This window comes from Phaeobacter sp. B1627 (assembly GCF_006265095.1).
GTDB lineage: Bacteria > Pseudomonadota > Alphaproteobacteria > Rhodobacterales > Rhodobacteraceae > Epibacterium.
In genome coordinates this window covers 53,647-71,678 of sequence record NZ_VCNK01000018.1, presented here as the reverse complement: position 1 = coordinate 71,678, position 18,032 = coordinate 53,647, and the positions used below count along the sequence as shown (strand labels likewise).

General features: G+C 62.4%; 13 protein-coding genes. 6 read left to right on the top strand and 7 right to left on the bottom strand.

The genetic code is table 11. The features are described from left to right. The first annotated feature begins 2 nt into the window (after nucleotides 1-2). From FGE21_RS10360 to FGE21_RS10350, 3 genes are all read left to right on the top strand, one after another. Nucleotides 3-1,325 carry a 3-deoxy-D-manno-octulosonic acid transferase gene (locus tag FGE21_RS10360; protein ID WP_139663219.1) on the top strand — a complete coding sequence of 441 codons (1,323 nt, stop codon included), beginning with the start codon at nucleotides 3-5 and terminating at the stop codon, nucleotides 1,323-1,325. Between the two features lie 11 nt (nucleotides 1,326-1,336). Next, on the top strand, nucleotides 1,337-2,395 hold the full coding sequence (locus tag FGE21_RS10355; protein ID WP_139663218.1) for a glycosyltransferase family 4 protein: 1,059 nt from the start codon (nucleotides 1,337-1,339) through the stop codon (nucleotides 2,393-2,395). A 178-nt stretch (nucleotides 2,396-2,573) separates the two neighbouring features. Continuing rightward, on the top strand, nucleotides 2,574-2,960 hold the full coding sequence (locus FGE21_RS10350; protein ID WP_139663217.1) for a hypothetical protein: 387 nt from the start codon (nucleotides 2,574-2,576) through the stop codon (nucleotides 2,958-2,960). Nucleotides 2,961-3,111: 151 nt separating this feature from the next. Here the strand turns inward: FGE21_RS10350 and FGE21_RS10345 are convergent, their stop codons facing one another. From FGE21_RS10345 to FGE21_RS10330, 4 genes are all read right to left on the bottom strand, one after another. Beyond that, on the bottom strand, nucleotides 3,112-4,275 hold the full coding sequence (locus FGE21_RS10345; RefSeq protein ID WP_139663216.1) for a M20 aminoacylase family protein: 1,164 nt from the start codon (nucleotides 4,273-4,275) through the stop codon (nucleotides 3,112-3,114). A 73-nt stretch (nucleotides 4,276-4,348) separates the two neighbouring features. Beyond that, nucleotides 4,349-5,515 carry a M20 aminoacylase family protein gene (locus tag FGE21_RS10340; protein WP_139663215.1) on the bottom strand — a complete coding sequence of 389 codons (1,167 nt, stop codon included), beginning with the start codon at nucleotides 5,513-5,515 and terminating at the stop codon, nucleotides 4,349-4,351. Between the two features lie 198 nt (nucleotides 5,516-5,713). Then, nucleotides 5,714-6,883 (bottom strand): acetylornithine deacetylase, encoded by a 1,170-nt coding sequence (gene argE / locus FGE21_RS10335; RefSeq protein WP_139663214.1) that lies wholly within the window; start codon nucleotides 6,881-6,883, stop codon nucleotides 5,714-5,716. A 2-nt stretch (nucleotides 6,884-6,885) separates the two neighbouring features. Then, nucleotides 6,886-8,706 (bottom strand): ABC transporter ATP-binding protein, encoded by a 1,821-nt coding sequence (locus FGE21_RS10330; RefSeq protein WP_139663213.1) that lies wholly within the window; start codon nucleotides 8,704-8,706, stop codon nucleotides 6,886-6,888. Nucleotides 8,707-9,155: 449 nt separating this feature from the next. Here FGE21_RS10330 and FGE21_RS10325 point away from each other — a divergent pair, with 449 nt between their 5' ends. The 3 genes from FGE21_RS10325 to FGE21_RS10315 all read left to right on the top strand — a co-directional run bounded on the left by FGE21_RS10325 (nucleotide 9,156) and on the right by FGE21_RS10315 (nucleotide 13,047). Beyond that, nucleotides 9,156-10,853, top strand: a complete 1,698-nt coding sequence (locus FGE21_RS10325) for a peptide ABC transporter substrate-binding protein (protein ID WP_139663212.1) — start codon at nucleotides 9,156-9,158, stop codon at nucleotides 10,851-10,853. A gap of 201 nt (nucleotides 10,854-11,054) precedes the next feature. Continuing rightward, nucleotides 11,055-12,062 (top strand): ABC transporter permease, encoded by a 1,008-nt coding sequence (locus FGE21_RS10320; protein ID WP_139663211.1) that lies wholly within the window; start codon nucleotides 11,055-11,057, stop codon nucleotides 12,060-12,062. Then, entirely contained in the window at nucleotides 12,055-13,047 is a 993-nt protein-coding gene (locus tag FGE21_RS10315) for an ABC transporter permease (protein WP_139663210.1), read from the top strand. The genes FGE21_RS10320 and FGE21_RS10315 overlap by 8 nt, the downstream gene beginning before the upstream one ends. Before the next feature lie 120 nt (nucleotides 13,048-13,167). Here the strand turns inward: FGE21_RS10315 and FGE21_RS10310 are convergent, their stop codons facing one another. From FGE21_RS10310 to FGE21_RS10300, 3 genes are all read right to left on the bottom strand, one after another. Then, nucleotides 13,168-14,448 carry a DUF3422 family protein gene (locus FGE21_RS10310; protein ID WP_139663209.1) on the bottom strand — a complete coding sequence of 427 codons (1,281 nt, stop codon included), beginning with the start codon at nucleotides 14,446-14,448 and terminating at the stop codon, nucleotides 13,168-13,170. 369 nt (nucleotides 14,449-14,817) lie between these two features. Continuing rightward, the gene (locus tag FGE21_RS10305) at nucleotides 14,818-16,251 is read right to left on the bottom strand and encodes an NAD(P)(+) transhydrogenase (Re/Si-specific) subunit beta (RefSeq protein WP_139663208.1); all 1,434 of its coding nucleotides are present in this window, start codon (nucleotides 16,249-16,251) and stop codon (nucleotides 14,818-14,820) included. 15 nt (nucleotides 16,252-16,266) lie between these two features. Further along, nucleotides 16,267-17,841, bottom strand: a complete 1,575-nt coding sequence (locus FGE21_RS10300; RefSeq protein WP_139663207.1) for a Re/Si-specific NAD(P)(+) transhydrogenase subunit alpha — start codon at nucleotides 17,839-17,841, stop codon at nucleotides 16,267-16,269. Between the last annotated feature and the right edge of the window lie 191 nt (nucleotides 17,842-18,032).

Below are 18,032 nucleotides of genomic sequence, written 5' to 3'. Positions count from 1 at the left end.
TGATGTCCCGATCACCGCAGCAGGTCCGCCCCACCCTGCTCTATCATCTCTATCGCGGCGCGACCGCGCTGATCGCCCCTCTGGCCTGGTCGAGGGTCGCGGGCAAACTGCGGGACTATGGCCTGCCCGAGGAACGCGTGCGCGAACGTCTCGGCCATGCATCGCTGTCGCGCCCGGCGGGACGGCTGGTCTGGTTCCATGCCGCCAGCGTCGGCGAGAGCCTGTCTGTTCTGACCCTGATCCACCGTTTGGGCGAGGCCGCGCCGGATCTCGAATTTCTGGTGACCTCCGGGACCCCGACCTCGGCAGAGCTGATCGCCAGACGCCTGCCTCCCCGCACCCGACATCAGTTCCCGCCCCTCGATTCCGTCGCCGCAGTGGACCGGTTCCTGGCTCATTGGCAGCCGGATCTGGGCATTTTCGTCGAGAGCGAACTCTGGCCGCATATGCTGGTGCGGGCCCGGGCGGCGGCTGTCCCGCTGATCCTGCTGAATGCCCGCCTGTCGCCAAAATCCGTCGCCCGCTGGCAAAAACGCCCCAAGACCGCGCGGTTCCTTTTGGACCAGTTCGCGCTGATGCTGACCCAGAACGCCCAGACCGCCGCCAACCTTCGCAGCATCGGCGCAGCGCCCGAACGGGTGCAGGAAGGCAGCAATCTCAAGGCCGTCTCTGACCCGTTGCCGGTCGATCAGGGCACGCTCCGCCTGATGCAGGAGGTGCTGCAGGGGCGCCCGGTCTGGATCGCGTCCTCGACCCATGAGGGGGAGGAAGCCATCGTTCTCGATGCCCACAAGGCTCTGCTGGCCGACCACCCTGACCTCCTGTTGCTGCTGGCCCCGCGTCACCCCAACCGCGGCGATGCGGTCGCGGCTCTGGTGGCGGAGGCCGGTCTCACCGCTGCCCGCCGCAGTCTCCAGCCCGCCTCCGGCACCCCCCTGCCCGAGGCCTCGACACAGGTCTATCTGGCCGACACATTGGGCGAGGTCGGCACTTGGTATGCGCTCTGTCCGCTGGTGTTCCTCGGCGGCTCTCTGCGCGAAATCGGCGGTCACAATCCGTTCGAGGTGATGCAGGCCGGGGGCGCGGTGCTGACTGGCCCCGGGGCCTACAACTTTGCCGAATCCTTTGCCGAGCTGACGGCCCTTGGCGCCGCCATCGAGATCACCGGCGCCGACACGCTGCCGGCGGCCATCGACAGGTGGCTCCGGCAGCCCGACACGCTGGCGGCAGCGCGGGCCCAGGGACGCGCGTTCCTGGCCCGGCAGTCCGACCAGATGGACAAAACCATTGCGGCCCTGCTCTCGCACCTGCCGCACACCCGATAGAGATGCGCACCATGCACACCACTGACCTCCGGCAGATCGAAGTGATCGCCCCGAATTTCAAGAAACGCTACTCCGGGGTCACCTCGACCGTGATCCGGCTGGTGCCGCTGCAGGCCCGCCATATCGCGATATGCGCCGCCGCCCCCGATCTGCCCCCCGAAGTGCCACAGGTCAAACCGAGCGCGCTTTGGACCATGTCCCGCAGCGGCCCATCCGGCGCCCGCGTCTGGCACGCGCGCCGCAACAACGAAATGGTCGCGGGGCTGGCGCTGAAATACATCCTCGGCAAGAAACTCAAGCTGCTGTTCACCTCGGCCGCCCAGCGGCGCCACACCGGGTTCACACGCTGGCTGATCCGGCGCATGGATGCGCTGATCGCCACCTCGGCCAAATCCGCCAGCTACCTGGAACGCGAGGCCACCGTGATCCGCCATGGCATCGATTGCGAGCTGTTCTGCCCCGTCGCGGACCGCGCTGCCCTGCGGGCCGAGCTTGACCTGCCGCCGGACGGGCTGCTGGTTGGCTGCTTCGGGCGCATCCGTCCCCAAAAGGGCAATGACCTCTTTGTCAAAGCCATGATCGCCGCCTGTCGCGCCAATCCAAAGGTGCATGCGCTGATGATGGGGCGTGCCACCGCAGACAACGCCGAATTCCTCCAGGGGCTCCGGGATGAGGTCACCGCTGCAGGGCTCGCGGACCGCATTCTCTTTCGGGATGAGGTCCCGGTGGCAGAGGTGCCGCGTCACTTTCAGGCGCTGGACCTTTATGTGGCACCGCAACGCTGGGAGGGCTTTGGCCTCACCCCGCTGGAGGCGATGGCCTGCGGGGCTCCGGCCGTGGCCACCCGCGTCGGCGCATTTGAGGAGCTTGTTCGTCCCGGGCAAACCGGAACCCTCTGCGAGATCGGCGATCTCAGCCAGATCACGGCCGATATCATCAGCTGCCTGTCAGATGAGGCAAAGCTTCATGAAATGGCACAAGCGGCGCGCGACCATGTCACCGCAAATTTCCGTCTGGAAGGGGAAGCACAGGCAATCATCGCCATCTATCGCGGGCTCCTTTCCCGATGACGGGAAAGGCAAGATGCTGATTCAAAACAACAAACACAAACTCTAAAAAATCACCTTCCTGATCACATAAAATTTTCGGAACCTTTTGCCACATCTCCACGTTGTTCACTCAGACGGCGCCAGTCGACGCCGATTTCAACGTACTGAAGTCATGGACACCCATGACAAGGAGGTTCCAATGTTTAAGACACTGACACTCGCCGCTGTGACCCTGGGTTCCACTGTTGCCCTCACCGCCCCCGCCTTCGCACAGAACAGCAATCCGATGGTCGACAAGGACATCCGCGTACTGCGCGTTGATGCCAGCATCTGTGACAGCGCCAAACAGGACATGGCGTCCTGGGCTGGCACCATCGACGGCCACGGTGCCTATGCGGTTCCGGTCTATCCCGCCAGCGTGACCCTGGATTGCGCCGAACCGGCTGCCGTCCTGCCCGTGGGCCAGTCCTGGGGCTTTGATGACCAGAAAGCCGCTGATATTGCCGCGATGAGCCAGTGCGAGGCAAACCTGCCCGATGGTTTTGAACGCTGCGCCCTGGTTGGCCAGACCTTCACCAAAAAATAATGTGTCCCTGACCCACAGGTCCGCGTGACAGCAAAAAATATCAAATTGAACAGGGGGCCGCCATGGCCCCCTGTTTTCTCATATCCGGTTTTCTCATAACCGGCTTTCTCATATCCGGCATATCTTCAGCCTGCCGGGCGTGGCGCTGATATCAGGCCGCAGGCATCCGCTGCTCGACGATTTCCGCCCACCAGCTGCAACCCGCCGGGATCGCCTCATCGGTGAAATTGTATTTCGGGTGATGCACTGCGGCGGTATCGCCATTGCCCACCAGAATATAGGCGCCGGGACGTTCCTCCAGCATGAAGGCGAAATCCTCGCCGCCCATGACCAGCGGTGCCTCGTCGCAACTGCCGGAGACGTCGCGCGCCACTTTGGCCGCAAAATCGGTCTGCTCTTCGTGGTTCACCATCACCGGATAACCCCGGTGATAGGTCACATCGGCCTCACCGCCAAAGGTCGCTGCAACACCGGCACAGATCTCCTTGATCCGCTTTTCGGCGAGATCACGGATTTCGGCCGCCATGGTGCGGACGGTGCCTTTGATCTGGACCCGTGCGGGGATCACGTTGAAGGCCTTGGAGGAGGTCTCGAAGGAGGTGACCGACACCACGATCTGATGCACCGGATCCGCATTGCGCGAGGCGATGCTCTGCAACGCCATCACAGCCTGCGCGGCCATCACGGTGGTGTCGATGGTTTCATGCGGTTTCGCCGCATGGCCACCCCGGCCGGCAAAGGTGATATCGAACTGATCCGTCGCCGCAAAGAATGCGCCCGGGCGAATGGAAAAGCTGCCGACGGGGCGGCCCGGCCAATTGTGCATGCCGTAGACTTCCTGGATGTTCCAGCGATCCATCATGCCGTCATCGCACATTTCCTTGCCGCCGCCGCCGCCCTCCTCGGCGGGTTGGAAGATCAGCACCACGGTGCCGTTGAAATTGCGCGTCTCGGACAGGTATTTCGCCGCCCCCAGCAACATCGCCGTATGGCCGTCGTGGCCACAGGCATGCATCGCATTGGCGGTCTTGGAGGCATAGTCCAGACCGGTTTCCTCATGGATCGGCAGCGCGTCCATATCGGCGCGCAGGCCAATGACCTTGCCGGAGGTGTCGGATTTGCCCTTGATCACCGCCACAACGCCCGTGCGGCCAATGCCCGTGACCACCTCGTCGCAGCCGAAACCGGTCAGCTTTTCCGCCACCAACGCACTGGTGCGGTGGGTGTCAAACAGGATTTCCGGGTTCTCGTGAATGTCTCGTCGCCATTCGGTGATTTCTGCCTGCAGTTCGGCAAAACGGTTCTTGACGGGCATTGGTCTTCTCCTTGGTTCAATCAAAATCCGCGACCGGATGCACGGGGCACCCCGGACGCGGGACAATCCGGGGTCAGGCGCCAGGCATCCGGCGTTCGCAGAGTTCGACAAACCAGCTGCAGCCGAACGGCATCGCGCTGTCGTCGAATTGATAGGCCGGGTGGTGACACATGGCGGTGTCGCCGTTGCCCAGAAAGATATAGGCGCCAGGGCGCGATTCGAGCATGTAGGCAAAATCCTCGGACGGCATGATCGGCGCGGTGTCGCTGTCGACGTTGTCGCTGACCGCGCGGGCGGCTTCCACCGCGTGGGCGACCTCCTCCGCGGTATTCTCGGTCACCGGATAGCCCGGATCCCATGTCACCGTCGCAGTGGCACCAAAAGCCGAGGCGGTATCCTCGGCCACCCGACGGACACGCTCCTCGGCGAGTTTGCGGTTCTCGGCATCCAGCGTGCGGACCGTGCCCTTCAGTTTCGCCCGATGAGCGATCACGTTGGATGCGGTGCTGTCGGTCTCGAATGTGCCCACGGTCAATACGACCCGGTGAATGGGATCGACATTGCGTGACACGATACTGTGCAGCGACACCACGATCTGCGCCGCCACCAATGTGGTGTCGATCGTCTCATGAGGGGCAGCAGCATGGCCCCCTTTGCCGGTGACCTCGATTTCGAATTCATCCGAGGACGCCAGAAGCCCCCCGACGCGGGTGGCAAAATGGCCCACCGGAAGCCCCGGCGTATTATGCAGCCCATAGACCTCCTGCACGCCCCAGCGCTCCATTACCCCATCGTCGACCATCGCCTTGCCGCCCGCTCCGCCTTCTTCGGCGGGCTGAAACAGCAGCACCACGGTGCCGTTGAAATTGCGCGTCTCAGCGAGGTATTTCGCCGCGCCGAGCAATATCGCCGTATGGCCGTCATGTCCGCAGGCATGCATCTTGCCCGGTGTGCGCGAGGCATAGTCCAGCCCGGTCTCTTCGTGAATAGGCAGCGCATCCATATCCGCCCGCAGCCCGATCACCCGGCCCGAGTCGGTGCTCCGGCCCCTGATGATGCCCACAACGCCGGTCTTGCCAATCCCCGGCACCACCTCGTCACATCCGAAGGATTTCAACCGCTCTTCGACCAGACCGGCGGTGCGGTGAACATCATACATCAACTCGGGGTGTTGGTGGAAATCATGTCGCCACTCGGTGATTTCGGGCAACAGCTCGGCAAAGCGATTCCTGACAGGCATAGGGCACCTTCCTTAACGTGTTACCGAAATCTGTGCCTCAAGGCCGGGTCGAACGCAAGTGCAACTGCACAAGTGAACCACAGAGCGACACCCCCACTGCCCGCCCTTTCATCAAGCACGGCTGGCGGCTGTACACCCTGTTGCGCCGCATGTCCCGCCCGTTCTCGCTCAAGCCGATTCAGCCCAGCTCAGGCCACTTCAGGCGGCCAGTCGCGCCAGCAGATCACGCATCAGCTGATGCCCCGCCTCGAATTGCGCAACGGTGATGAATTCATCTGCCTGATGGGCCTGCGCGATATCGCCGGGGCCACAGATCACGGCGGAATACCCCGCCTCCTGATACTGGCCTGCTTCGGTTCCGTAGCTGACCACATGGGTGCCGTTGTCACCGGTCAGGCTGCGCACCAGCGATTCTGCCGCGCCGTCCGGTTCTGGGACCAGCCCCGGCACACGGAAGACCGGCTCCACCTCGATGCGGGTGTCCGGAGCCACCGCCTGCATCTCGGCCTGCACCCGGTCGGCCTCGGCCCGGTAGGCGGCTTCCCATTGCGCCGGTGTCTCGCCCGGGACAACCCGAAAATCCATCCAGAAGCGGCATTCTCCGGCAGTGATATTATGCGCCGTGCCGCCAGAAATCATCCCGACATGGCATGTGGTCCATGGCGGTGTGAACATCGCCGCAAGCTCGGTCGGCGGCTTCGCCCGGTTGTCCGCATTGCGCCGGTTCGCCCATTCGATCAGCCGCGCGCCTTCCATGATGGCGCTGACCCCCTGGTGCATCAGCGAGCTGTGGACCTCATGGCCGATCACCCGGGTGGCAAAACCTGTGCCGCCCTTGTGGCCGGTCACGGCCCGCAGCATCGAGGGTTCGCCCACAATCACGGATTCGGCCCGGGGCAGGTGCTTTTGCATTTCCACAATCAGAGGCGGCGCGCCGGTACAGCCGATTTCCTCGTCAAATGTATAGGCCAGCTGCAAGGGCCGCGAGAGAGCGCCATAGTGCCCCTCGACCAGCGCCCAAAGCGCCAGCGCATCAAAGCCCTTCATGTCAGCGCAGCCACGACCGTAGTATCTGCCGTCGCGCTCCTCGACCACAAACGGATCGCTGGTCCAGTCCTGACCGTCGACCGGCACCACATCCGTATGGCCCGACAACAGAACGCCGCCCTCGATCTCGGGGCCCACATGGGCATAAAGTCCTGCCTTTTCAGGCTGGTCCGGATCGATCCAGATATGGGGCGTGATGCCGTGACCGGTGAGATAGTCGGCCACCCATTCGATCAGCGGCAGATTGGTGTCGCGGCTCACGGTCGGAAAGGAGACCAGACGGGTCATGATCTCCAGCGGCGTCAGGCGTTCGGCGGCCATGCTCAATAGCCCGAATCGGTGGTCAGCACGAAATGGCCGGGTTCGACCTCGATATATTGCGAGGGCTCGGGCTTGTAGGACAGATCGTGGATCGGCGACGGGATCGGTTTGAAGTTCAGATCCTTTTCGCTTTTGCGCTGCTTGGGGTCGGCAATGGGCACCGCCTTCATCAGGGACTGCGTATAGGCATGGGCCGGGTTCTCGAACACCCGCGCACGCGGTCCGATCTCGACCAGGCGGCCCAGATACATCACCCCGACCTGATGGCTGACCCGCTCGACCACCGCCATGTCGTGGCTGATGAACAGGAAGGACAGGCCCAGATCCGCCTGCAGCTCCATCATCAGGTTCAGGACCTGCGCCTGCACCGACACATCCAGCGCCGAGACCGCCTCATCTGCGACGATCAGCTTCGGGTTCAGGGCCAGCGCCCGGGCAATCGCGATCCGTTGCCGCTGACCGCCGGACATCTCATGCGGGAAGCGGCGCATGAAGCTGCGCGGCAGATGCACCCGGTCAAACAGAGCGGCGACCCTATCCTGCAATTCAGACCCCGATGCGATGCCGTAGTTCTTCATCGGCTCGGCCACCTGATCCTGCAGCTGCATCTGCGGGTTCAACGAGGCAAAGGGATCCTGAAAGATCATCTGCATATCCAGCCGCGCCTTGTGCAGGTCGCGCTGATTCAGGGCGCGGATATCGCGACCTTCGAATTCGATCCTGCCCTCGTTCGGCTCCACCAGTCGCAGCAGCGACCGCCCGCAGGTGGATTTGCCGCAGCCCGATTCCCCAACAAGGCTGAGCGTCTGCCCCTTGTAGACCTTGAAGGACACATCCTCGACCGCGTGCACCTGCGCCACCGTGCGGCGCAGCAACCCGCCCTTGACGGGAAAGCGGGTCACCAGGTTCTCGACGTTCAGCAACACCTCGTCAGAGCCGATGATCGGCTTGATCTCGCCCTGCTCGACCCCCAGCAGCTTCATCGGCTCCGGGTAGGCCTTGCCCCGCATTTCGCCCAGTTTCGGCACCGCCGCCAGCAGCGCCTTTGTGTAGTCATGTTGCGGCGCCTCAAAGATCTCGTGGACGCTGCCCTCTTCGACCTTGTTGCCGCGATACATCACGACGACACGGTCAGCCATCTGCGCCACCACGGCCATGTCATGAGTGATGAACATGACCGCCGTTCCGGTCTCGCGCTTCAGACGGTCCATCAGGGCCAAAATCTCGGCCTGGATGGTCACATCGAGCGCCGTCGTCGGCTCGTCGGCGATCAGCAGACGCGGTTCGCAGGCCATCGCCATTGCGATCACGACTCGCTGCCGCATGCCACCGGACAGTTCATGCGGATATTGCGTCATCCGGCGCTCTGCCTCGGGGATGCGGACCTCGCGCAGAATCTCGATCGCGCGCTCGGTTGCCTCTTTTTTAGTCAGTCCTTTGTGAATACGCAGGCCTTCTGTCAGCTGCCGGCCGACCGTGAAGACCGGATTGAGCGCCGTCATCGGCTCCTGAAAGATCATCCCGATCTGGTTTCCGCGAATCTGCCGCATCAGATCCGACTCGGCCTTGGCCAGATCCACCGGCGCGCCGTCCCCGGCATCAAACAGCAATTCGCCTGCCGCAATGGTGCCGCCACCGTATTCGACCAGACGCATCAAAGAGAGCGAAGAGACCGATTTGCCCGATCCCGACTCCCCTACGATGCACAATGTTTCACCAGCCTGTATCTCAAACGAAACATTCTCTACACCGACGACCGGACCGTCCTTGGTCTGAAATTCAACCCGAAGGCCTTTGATCTGTGCAATGGGCTGGTCCAGCATCCGTCTATCCTGTCTGTTTTCTGGCGGCACTCCGGGCGCCCTTTGATGCGCGATCTAAGCCGAAGCAGCCGGACCCGTCAAACCCCCGCGCTCTTTTCCTGTGCGACTCCTGTGCGACGGCTCTTGCATTTTTTGAAAACTCTGCTTCGATAAAGGCAGTGAACGCCAAAGGCGACAGGGGGTTATGAAAACAGGTCCGGCAAACCGGACCCATGCATCCGGTGCGATTCGCATCGGACCTTTCTGACATCCGGAAGTCCAGGGTGGACGCATCAGGGATCCGTATCTGCGGTTCGCCAAATGATGGCGCACCCGCGGTCACCCTTGCAAGTCGCCGCCTGTGCGGTCATCGTTATCCATCGCCGCAGCTGCGGCCCTGGGTTGCGCCACGTCAACGGGTGCGGCCTGAAAAACAAAAACACTACGTCGGTTCCGACAAGGAGAGTGCAATGAAACTGAAAACGCTTTTGCTGGGGGCTGTTGCTGCAACAGCATTTGCCCCGGTGGCCTTCGCCGAGCGTGGCGCAGATGGCCAGGTCAACGTCATCTATTGGCAGGCCCCATCCATCATGAACCCGTTCCTGTCCGGCGGCACCAAGGATATCGAGGCCGCCTCGCTGGTGATCGAGCCTCTGGCACGCTACAATGCGTCCGGCGAAATGGTGCCTTGGCTGGTTGAGGAAATCCCCACCGTCGAAAACGGCGGCGTGTCCGAAGACCTGACCCAGATCACCTGGAAAATCACACCCGGCCTGAAATGGTCCGATGGCTCCGACTTCACCTCTGCGGATGTGAAATTCACCTATGACTACTGCAGCGACCCCGAAGGCGGCTGTGCCCAGGTGACCAAATTCGAAGGCGTGACCTCGGTCGAGACCCCGGATGCGACCACCGTAGTGGTGACGTTTGCCTCCGCCACGCCCTTCCCCTACGGCCCCTTTGTCGGCGGCGAGAGCCCGATCCTGCAGGCCACACAATTCGCAGACTGCATGGGCGCCAAGGCACCTGAGTGCACCGAAGCGAACTTTGCCCCCATCGGCACCGGCCCGTTTGTGGTCGACGAATTCAAACCCAATGACGTGATCACCCTGTCGGCGAACCCGAACTACCGTGATCCGGCCAAGCCCGCCTTTGCGAAGGTCCTGTTCAAAGGGGGCGGCGACGCAACCGCAGCCGGTCGTGCCGTCATGGAGACAGGCGAATTCGACTACGCCTGGAACCTGCAGCTGGCACCCGACGTCATCGCGCAGATGGAAGCCGGCGGCAAGGGCAAGGCCGTTGCAGGCTTTGGTCCGCTGCTCGAGCGCATCATGCTGAACAACACCAACCCCTCTGCCGATCTCGGCCCGGAAGAGCGCTCGGTGATCCGTCCGCACCCGTTCCTGTCCGATCCGGCCGTCTACAAAGCCATGTCCATGGCCATCGACCGCGAGCTGCTGGTTGAAATCGGCTATGGCAAAGCGGGCCGCGTGTCCTGCTCCTGGGTGCCCGCGCCCGAAGCCTTCGCGATCAACCCCGAAGGCTGTGACGTACAGGATATCGCCGGTGCGAACGCCATGCTCGACGCAGCTGGCATCGTTGACACCGATGGGGACGGCGTGCGCGAAAAAGACGGCACCCCGCTGAAAATCCTTTACCAGACCTCGACCAACGCCGTGCGTCAGGACTTTCAGGCGCTGATCAAACAGTGGTGGAGCGAAATCGGCATCGAATCCGAACTGCGCAACATCAACTCTTCTGTGTTCTTCGGTGGCGACCCCGGCTCCCCGGATACCTTCCAGAAGTTCTACGCAGACGTGGAAATGTACGCCAACACCTTCAACGGCACCGACCCGCAGTCCTACTTCGGCAACGGTCTGTGCGACAAGGCTCCGACACCTGCGTCCCAGTGGCAGGGTGAGAACATCTCCCGTTTCTGTGACGAAGAATTCGACGCCCTGCATGCCGAGCTGTCGCAGACTGCCGACATGGCCAAGCGCATCGAAATCGGTCAGAAGCTGAACACCATCGTGTTCGAAAAAGGCGGCATGATCCCGCTGGTGCACCGTGGCCGTCTGTCCGCACATGCCAACACCCTGGGTGGTGTCGAGCTGAACGTGTGGGACAGCGAGCTGTGGAACGCAGCCGACTGGTACCGCGCCGAGTAAGCGCCAGACCACATTCAACAGGGGCCCCGGACACGTTCCGGGGCCTGCTGGTTTTCATGGTCCCGCGTCTTCGGAAATCCGGCGTTGTCGTAACGCCCGACATATCCTAAGAGACCCGGACGACGCGGCCCCTGCCCCTCCTCCGGAGGAACGCAGGCTCCAGCGACCTCACGACACCTCATTTGCAAAGGCGCCCGGCTGATGCTGACTTTTACCGTCCGACGGCTGATCCTCGCAGTGCCAACGCTGCTGTTCATCAGTCTCGTGATCTTCCTGCTGCTGGAGCTCGCCCCCGGCGATCCCATGGCGCAGGTCCCCCTCACCGTTCCCCCCGAAGTCAAAGAAAAGATGCGCCTGGCTCTTGGCCTGGGCGAGCCCGCCCCGATCCGGTTCTGGAAGTGGCTGGTGCAGTTCTTCTGGATCGAGCCCCAGGTTCTGGTCGATCACGTCTTTGGCACCTCTTTTTCCGAAGGCGACCTGCGCGTGATCTCCTGGCAGACCCGCTCGCCGGTGATGGACATCGTCGTCCAGCGCCTGCCGCAGACGCTCTCGGTCGTGGGCACCGCCTATATCGTGGCGATTCTGATTGCCCTGCCGATCGGCATCTACTCCGCCTACCGTCAGTACAGCTGGTTCGACCAGCTCGGCACATTCGTGTCGATGGTGGGCTTCTCCGTGCCGCCATTCTTTTCCGGCGTGCTGGTGATCGTGATCTTCTCGGTGCAGCTCGGCTGGTTCCCGTCGATCTATGACACCACGCTGAAGGTCACCGACTGGGACAGCTTCGTCAAACAGCTGCAACAGATGGTGATGCCGGTGATGGTCCTGGCCCTCCAGATCACCGCGCAGCTGAGCCGGTTCATGCGGGCCTCCATGCTCGACAACCTCAACCAGGATTATGTGCGCACCGCCCGCGCCAAGGGCATCGGTGAATATACCGTGGTCATGGTGCATGTGTTGCGCAACTCGATGATCCCGGTGGTAACCGTCATTGCGCTCGGAATTCCCTCCATCTTCGGCGGTGCCATCATCACCGAGCAGGTCTTCAAGGTGAACGGCATCGGCCAGCTGCTGATCGGCGCCATTCAGGCCAATGACCTGCCGATGGTGCAGACCCTGACCTTTATCTTTGCCGTGCTCATCGTGCTGTTCAACCTGATCGCCGATGTGCTCTACGGCATTCTCGACCCGAGGATCCGCTATGACTGACGCTGCAAAAGACACCAAGCTGCAGCATTCCAGCGCGCAAACCGAACTCGCCGCGCCCCCACGCAGCCAGTGGCGGGACATCTGGGACCAGTTCAAATCCCACCGCGGCGCGCTGTTTGGCAGCTGCCTGTTCTTCATCATCGTGCTGGGTGTGGTGGTTGGCCCGTTTGTCTATTGGAACGACGCCACCTTCGTGCCCACGGGCCGCGATTTCATCAAGCTGCGGGACATGCGCCCGATCTACCATGCCCTCTGGGATGGTTCAGCAAAGATGAACTGGGCCTATCCGCTCGGCACCGACAACCTCGGACGCGACACGCTGGCGCGGCTGATGTTCGGCGGCCGGGTGTCGCTGGCGGTCGGTCTGGCGGCGATGATTCTGGCGCTGCTCCTCGGCAGCCTGATCGGCGTCCTGGCCGGCTATTTCAGGAAGCTCGACGGGCTTTTGATGCGGATGACCGACCTGTTTCTGGCGCTGCCGCTGCTGCCGATGATTCTGGTGGCCGCCGTCCTGTTCCGCGAGGCGCTCTCCAAGGCCATCGGCCCCGAAGGCGGGGTCTTTGTGCTGATCGTCTGCCTCATTGGCATCACCTCATGGATGCCGACCGCGCGGATCGTGCGTGGCGACGTCCTGGCGATCAAGGAACGCGAGTTCGTACTGGCGGCCCGCTCTATCGGCACCAAGCCCGGCAATATCATCACCCGGCACATCCTGCCGAATGTGATGTCGCCGATCATGGTGTCGGCCACTTTGGGCATCGCCACCGCCATCATCACCGAATCGGCCCTGTCGTTCCTCGGCTTTGGCTTCCCGCCCGACTTTCCGACCTGGGGACGGTTGCTGAACGACGCCGTGGACCGGATGACCCTGTTCCCGGAACGTGTGGTCTGGCCCGGCATCCTGATTTCGCTGACCGTGCTGTCGGTGAACTACCTCGGGGACGGGTTGCGCGATGCGCTTGATCCGCGCATCCGGGGGCGCTGATGCCTCGCCTGAGGCGCCCGTGAAACCGCTGAGACCACGACGGCCACCTCCTGGGGTGGCCGTTTCATATTTCGCACCCCGGCCGCGTTCGGGACAGAAAACGCGCGGCCGCCGGGGGCGTCAGTGCAGTTTCTTGCGAATCCGCCGCACCATGAAGAAAACGCCAGCGATCACCACAGGGGTCAAGATCGCCGTCAGCATGCTCTTGCTCAGGTCCAGTGCATCCCCCAGCGGATAGAGTGCATAGGCCACCAGCGAGACCGCGTAATAGCTGATTGCCACAACAGACAGGCCCTCGACCGTGTGTTGCAACCGAAGCTGCAGGTCCGCGCGCCGGTCCATGCTTTCCAAGAGCGCCTGATTCTGCGCCGAGCGTTCGACGTCGACCCGCGTGCGCAGCAGCTCGCCTGCACGGCGGGCGCGATCGGCCAGGACGGCCAGTCTTTTTTCCGTGGACTGGACTGTGCGCATCGCAGGTTCAAACCGGCGCAGCATGAATTCCGCCATTGTCTGGAAGCCTTCAAAGCGGTCCTCCCGCAGGAGCGAAATCCGCTGGCTCACCAGGGCCTCATATGCGCCGGTCGCGCCAAAGCGAAAGGCGGACTGCGCCGCCAGCGCCTCCAGTTCGGCCGAAATCGCCAGAAGCTGACCGAGGGTCTGGTCCGATGGGGCGCTGCCGCGGGTCATTTCTCCCATCATCTGCGACAGGGAGGCATCCATGGCCCCGATGGTGGGTGACAGTTCACGCGCCCGGGCAAAGCCCAACATGGACATGGCGCGATAGGTCTCGATCTCGCAGAGCCGCTGCACCACGCGGCCGACCCGCTGCGGCCCGGTTTGTGCATTGGCGAAAAGCGCAAATCGCACATGCCCGGCCGGGTCGATGCGGAAATCCCCTGCCACCACTGCGTTGTCATCAAGGACCGAGGCCATCGCCAGGCTTTCGGGTACGAACCAGTCCTGTACCTCCGCCTTGAGACGATCCGCGGCGGGACGCGGCAGAATGCGGATCAGGGCTGAGGTCACCCGCTGCCCCGGAGCCTCTGCGAGCCAATCCGCCGGAAAGAAATCGAAATCGCGAGGATCATAGGCCCGGTCGCTGATCCCTTCGCCGTGCAGCGTATAGGAGACGAACTCCGTATGTTGTTCCCACTTCAGCGTATGGCGGCCAAGCTGCGCCGTGTGATGGGTCGCGCCGGGCTGTGGATGCGGCGCGCCATGCCGGTCCAGCAGGTCGATCAGATGCTGCAGATCGGCGCTTCGGTCGCGATGCACCGCTTCCTTTGGTTGCTTCACGGCCAGATAGGCCACGGTCGCGGGCAACTGAATGGTGGGAAACGGGCGGGCGTGCAGCTCATTGGTGAGCTGATATCGCAATGGGTGGTCTTCGATCGCGGCCATGGTCACCTTCCGACTGGGTCCCCCAAGGGTAGTCAGAAGGCCTGTCGTTTGTAAAGTTTTACATCTTAATCAACGCGTTAGATGGATGCCATCGTATACCGCGAGACGCCTTGGCAGCGGACCCGATTTTGCCTTGGGCGGCAGAGCGCCATTGGGTTTGAGTTGAGCAGTCCAGGTCGCAGCAATAGGTCGGAGGTGTAGAACCAACTTTTGGGGGTGTTGCGCGGCGCAGGCCACATCAAGGGGCGCTGCCCCCGGCCCCTGCGGGTCCTCCCCCGAGGTATTTTCGAAAAGATGAAATGGCAGAGGGCGCCCGTTTACGGAGCGCCCCCTTGTGAGCCCTGTTCTGGTCGGCCCAAGCAATCAGATTCAGTCAATCAGGTTCAGGAGGGTGGCCAGGGATTGTTTGGCGTCACCGTAGAACATCCGCGTGTTATCCTTGAAAAACAGGGGGTTTTCGATCCCCGAGTAGCCTGTGCCCTGCCCCCGTTTAGAGACGAAGACCTGTTTCGCTTTCCAGCATTCAAGGACCGGCATGCCCGCGATTGGCGAATTCGGATCCTCCTGCGCGGCGGGGTTCACGATGTCATTGGACCCGATCACAATGGCCACATCCGTGTCCGGGAAGTCATCGTTGATCTCGTCCATCTCCATCACGATGTCATAGGGCACCTTGGCCTCTGCGAGGAGCACGTTCATGTGGCCCGGAAGACGACCGGCCACCGGGTGGATGGCGAAGCGCACGGTCTTGCCTTTGGCGCGCAGCCGACGGGTGAGTTCCGCCACATTGGCCTGCGCCTGCGCCACCGCCATGCCGTAGCCGGGGATGATGATCACACTGTCTGCATCGTCCAGCGCCGCGGCCACTCCGTCGGCGTCGATGGCGATCTGTTCGCCTTCGACCGCCATGGCGGGGCCTGTCGCGCCGCCAAAGCCGCCGAGGATCACGGACACGAAAGACCGGTTCATGGCCTTGCACATGATGTAGCTGAGGATCGCACCGGACGAGCCGACCAATGCGCCGATGACGATCAGAAGGTCATTGCCCAGCGAGAAGCCGATCGCCGCCGCAGCCCAGCCGGAATAGCTGTTCAGCATCGACACGACCACCGGCATATCGGCCCCGCCGATGCCCATGATCAGGTGATAGCCGATGAACAGCGCCGCCAGCGTCATGAGGAACAATGGAACAGCGCCCCCCGATCCGAGATACCAGAACAGGCACAACAGTGAGAACACCGCCGCCGCAAGGTTCAGCATATGGCCACCCGGCAGCTCGGTCGCCGAGGAGGTCACGCGACCCGAGAGTTTACCATAGGCCACAACCGAGCCGGTGAAGGTCACGGCACCGATGAAGACACCGAGGAAGACCTCGACCCGGAGGATATTGATCTCCACCTGTGTTTTATGCGCCAGCAGCTCGGCAAAACCGGTCAGCCCTGCCCGTGTGGCCTCGTCCATCATCAGGACGCGGCCCAGTTCGATATGAGCGTTGAACCCCACCAGAACCGCCGCCAGACCCACCAGGGCATGCATGCCGGCAACCAGCTCCGGCATCTGGGTCATTTCGACCTTTGTCGCCAGCATATAGCCGATCGCCCCGCCGGCAGCGATCAGCACCAGCGACAGCAGCCATAGGCCTGCCCCCGGTCCGATCAGCGTGGCAAACACCGCCAGCCCCATCGCGGCAATACCGTACCAGACCGCGCGTTTGGCGCTTTCCTGACCCGACAGACCGCCAAGGCTGAGGATGAAGAGAACAGCCGCGACCACATAGGCCGCCGTTGTGAAACCGAAATCCATAATCTCTCTCCCGCCCTACGATTTCTGGAACATGGCGAGCATGCGCCGTGTCACGAGGAAGCCACCGAAGATGTTGATCCCGGCCATGAACACGGACAATGCCGACAGCAGAATGACCAGGAAGGATCCGGATCCGATCTGCATCAGCGCGCCCAGGATGATGATCGACGAGATCGCATTGGTCACCGCCATCAACGGCGTGTGCAGCGAATGCGAAACGCCCCAGATCACCTGGAAGCCGACAAAAACCGCCAGCACAAAAACGATGAAATGCTGCATGAAGCTGGCAGGAGCGACAAGGCCCACCGCGAGCAGCAGCGCACCGCCGACGGCCAGCAATGTCACTTGATTCTTGGTCTGCTGCTTGAAGGCTGCGACTTCCTGTGCCCGCTTTTCCTCGGCGGTCAGCTCTTTGGGCGCGTCGGGTTTCTTTTGCGCCGCAATCGCCTGGATTTTCGGGGGCGGAGGCGGGAAGGTGATTTCGCCTGCATGGGTGACGGTGGAGCCACGGATCACGTCGTCTTCCATGTCATGCACGATCTGACCGTCCTTCTCAGGCGTCAGATCGGTCATCATGTGGCGGATATTGGTCGCATAGAGCGTGGAGGACTGCGCCGCCATCCGGCTGGGGAAATCTGTGTAGCCGATGATGGTGACGCCGTTGTCGGTCACCACTTTCTCGTCCATCACCGTGCCTTCAACGTTGCCGCCGCGTTCAGCCGCGAGATCGATGATCACAGAGCCGGGTTTCATCGCAGCGACCATATCGGCCAGCCACAGCTTTGGCGCCTCGCGGTTGGGGATCAGCGCCGTGGTGATGACGATATCCACCTCGGGCGCCAGTTCCCGGAACTTGGCCAATTGGGCCTCGCGGAATTCCGGGCTGGAGACGGCCGCATAACCACCGGTTGCCGCCCCGTCCTGCTGTTCTTCCTCAAAATCGAGATAGACGAATTCGGCGCCCATCGATTCGACCTGTTCGGCCACCTCTGGCCGCACGTCGAAGGCATAGGTCACCGCACCCAGAGAGGTCGAGGTGCCGATGGCTGCCAGACCGGCAACGCCCGCGCCGACCACCAGAACCTTGGCCGGGGGCACTTTACCCGCAGCGGTAATCTGGCCGGTGAAGAAACGGCCAAAGTTGTTGCCCGCCTCAATGACCGCGCGGTAGCCCGCGATATTGGCCATCGACGATAGCGCATCCATTTTCTGGGCGCGGCTGATCCGCGGCACCATTTCCATGGCGATGACGGTTGCGCCTTTGGATTTGGCCAGTTCCAGCCCATCCTCGTTACCGCCCGGATTGAAAAAGGAGATCAGCGTTTTGGATTTTGTCAGCCGCTTCAGCTCGGTGTCCGTGGGTTGACGGACCTTGGCGATCACGTCTGCCGCTTTCCACAGTGCTGCTGCCGTCTTGAGGATCTCGACGCCTGCCTCTTCGTAGGCCGCATCAGAGAACCCGGCCTTCTCGCCTGCGCCACTCTCGACACAGCACTCGAACCCCAGCTTCTGAAGATCCCGGGCCGAGGCCGGCGTCATCGCAACGCGGGCTTCGCCGTCGGCTATCTCTTTCGGTGTCCCTATCTTCACCAGTCTTCCCCCTGTCTGCACCTGCCAAAATGGAAAGGCGCGCACGTTTTGCAAATACCCTGAATAGGGCGCGCAAGAATATTGCGCAATAAGTTTCGCTGCGTCGCGGCAGCCCGTAGGAGTGTCCGGATGCCTCCGGGCAGACCGAACGCCACTCTGCCGCCTGCGTCGCGCGCCTCAAAGCAACAGAA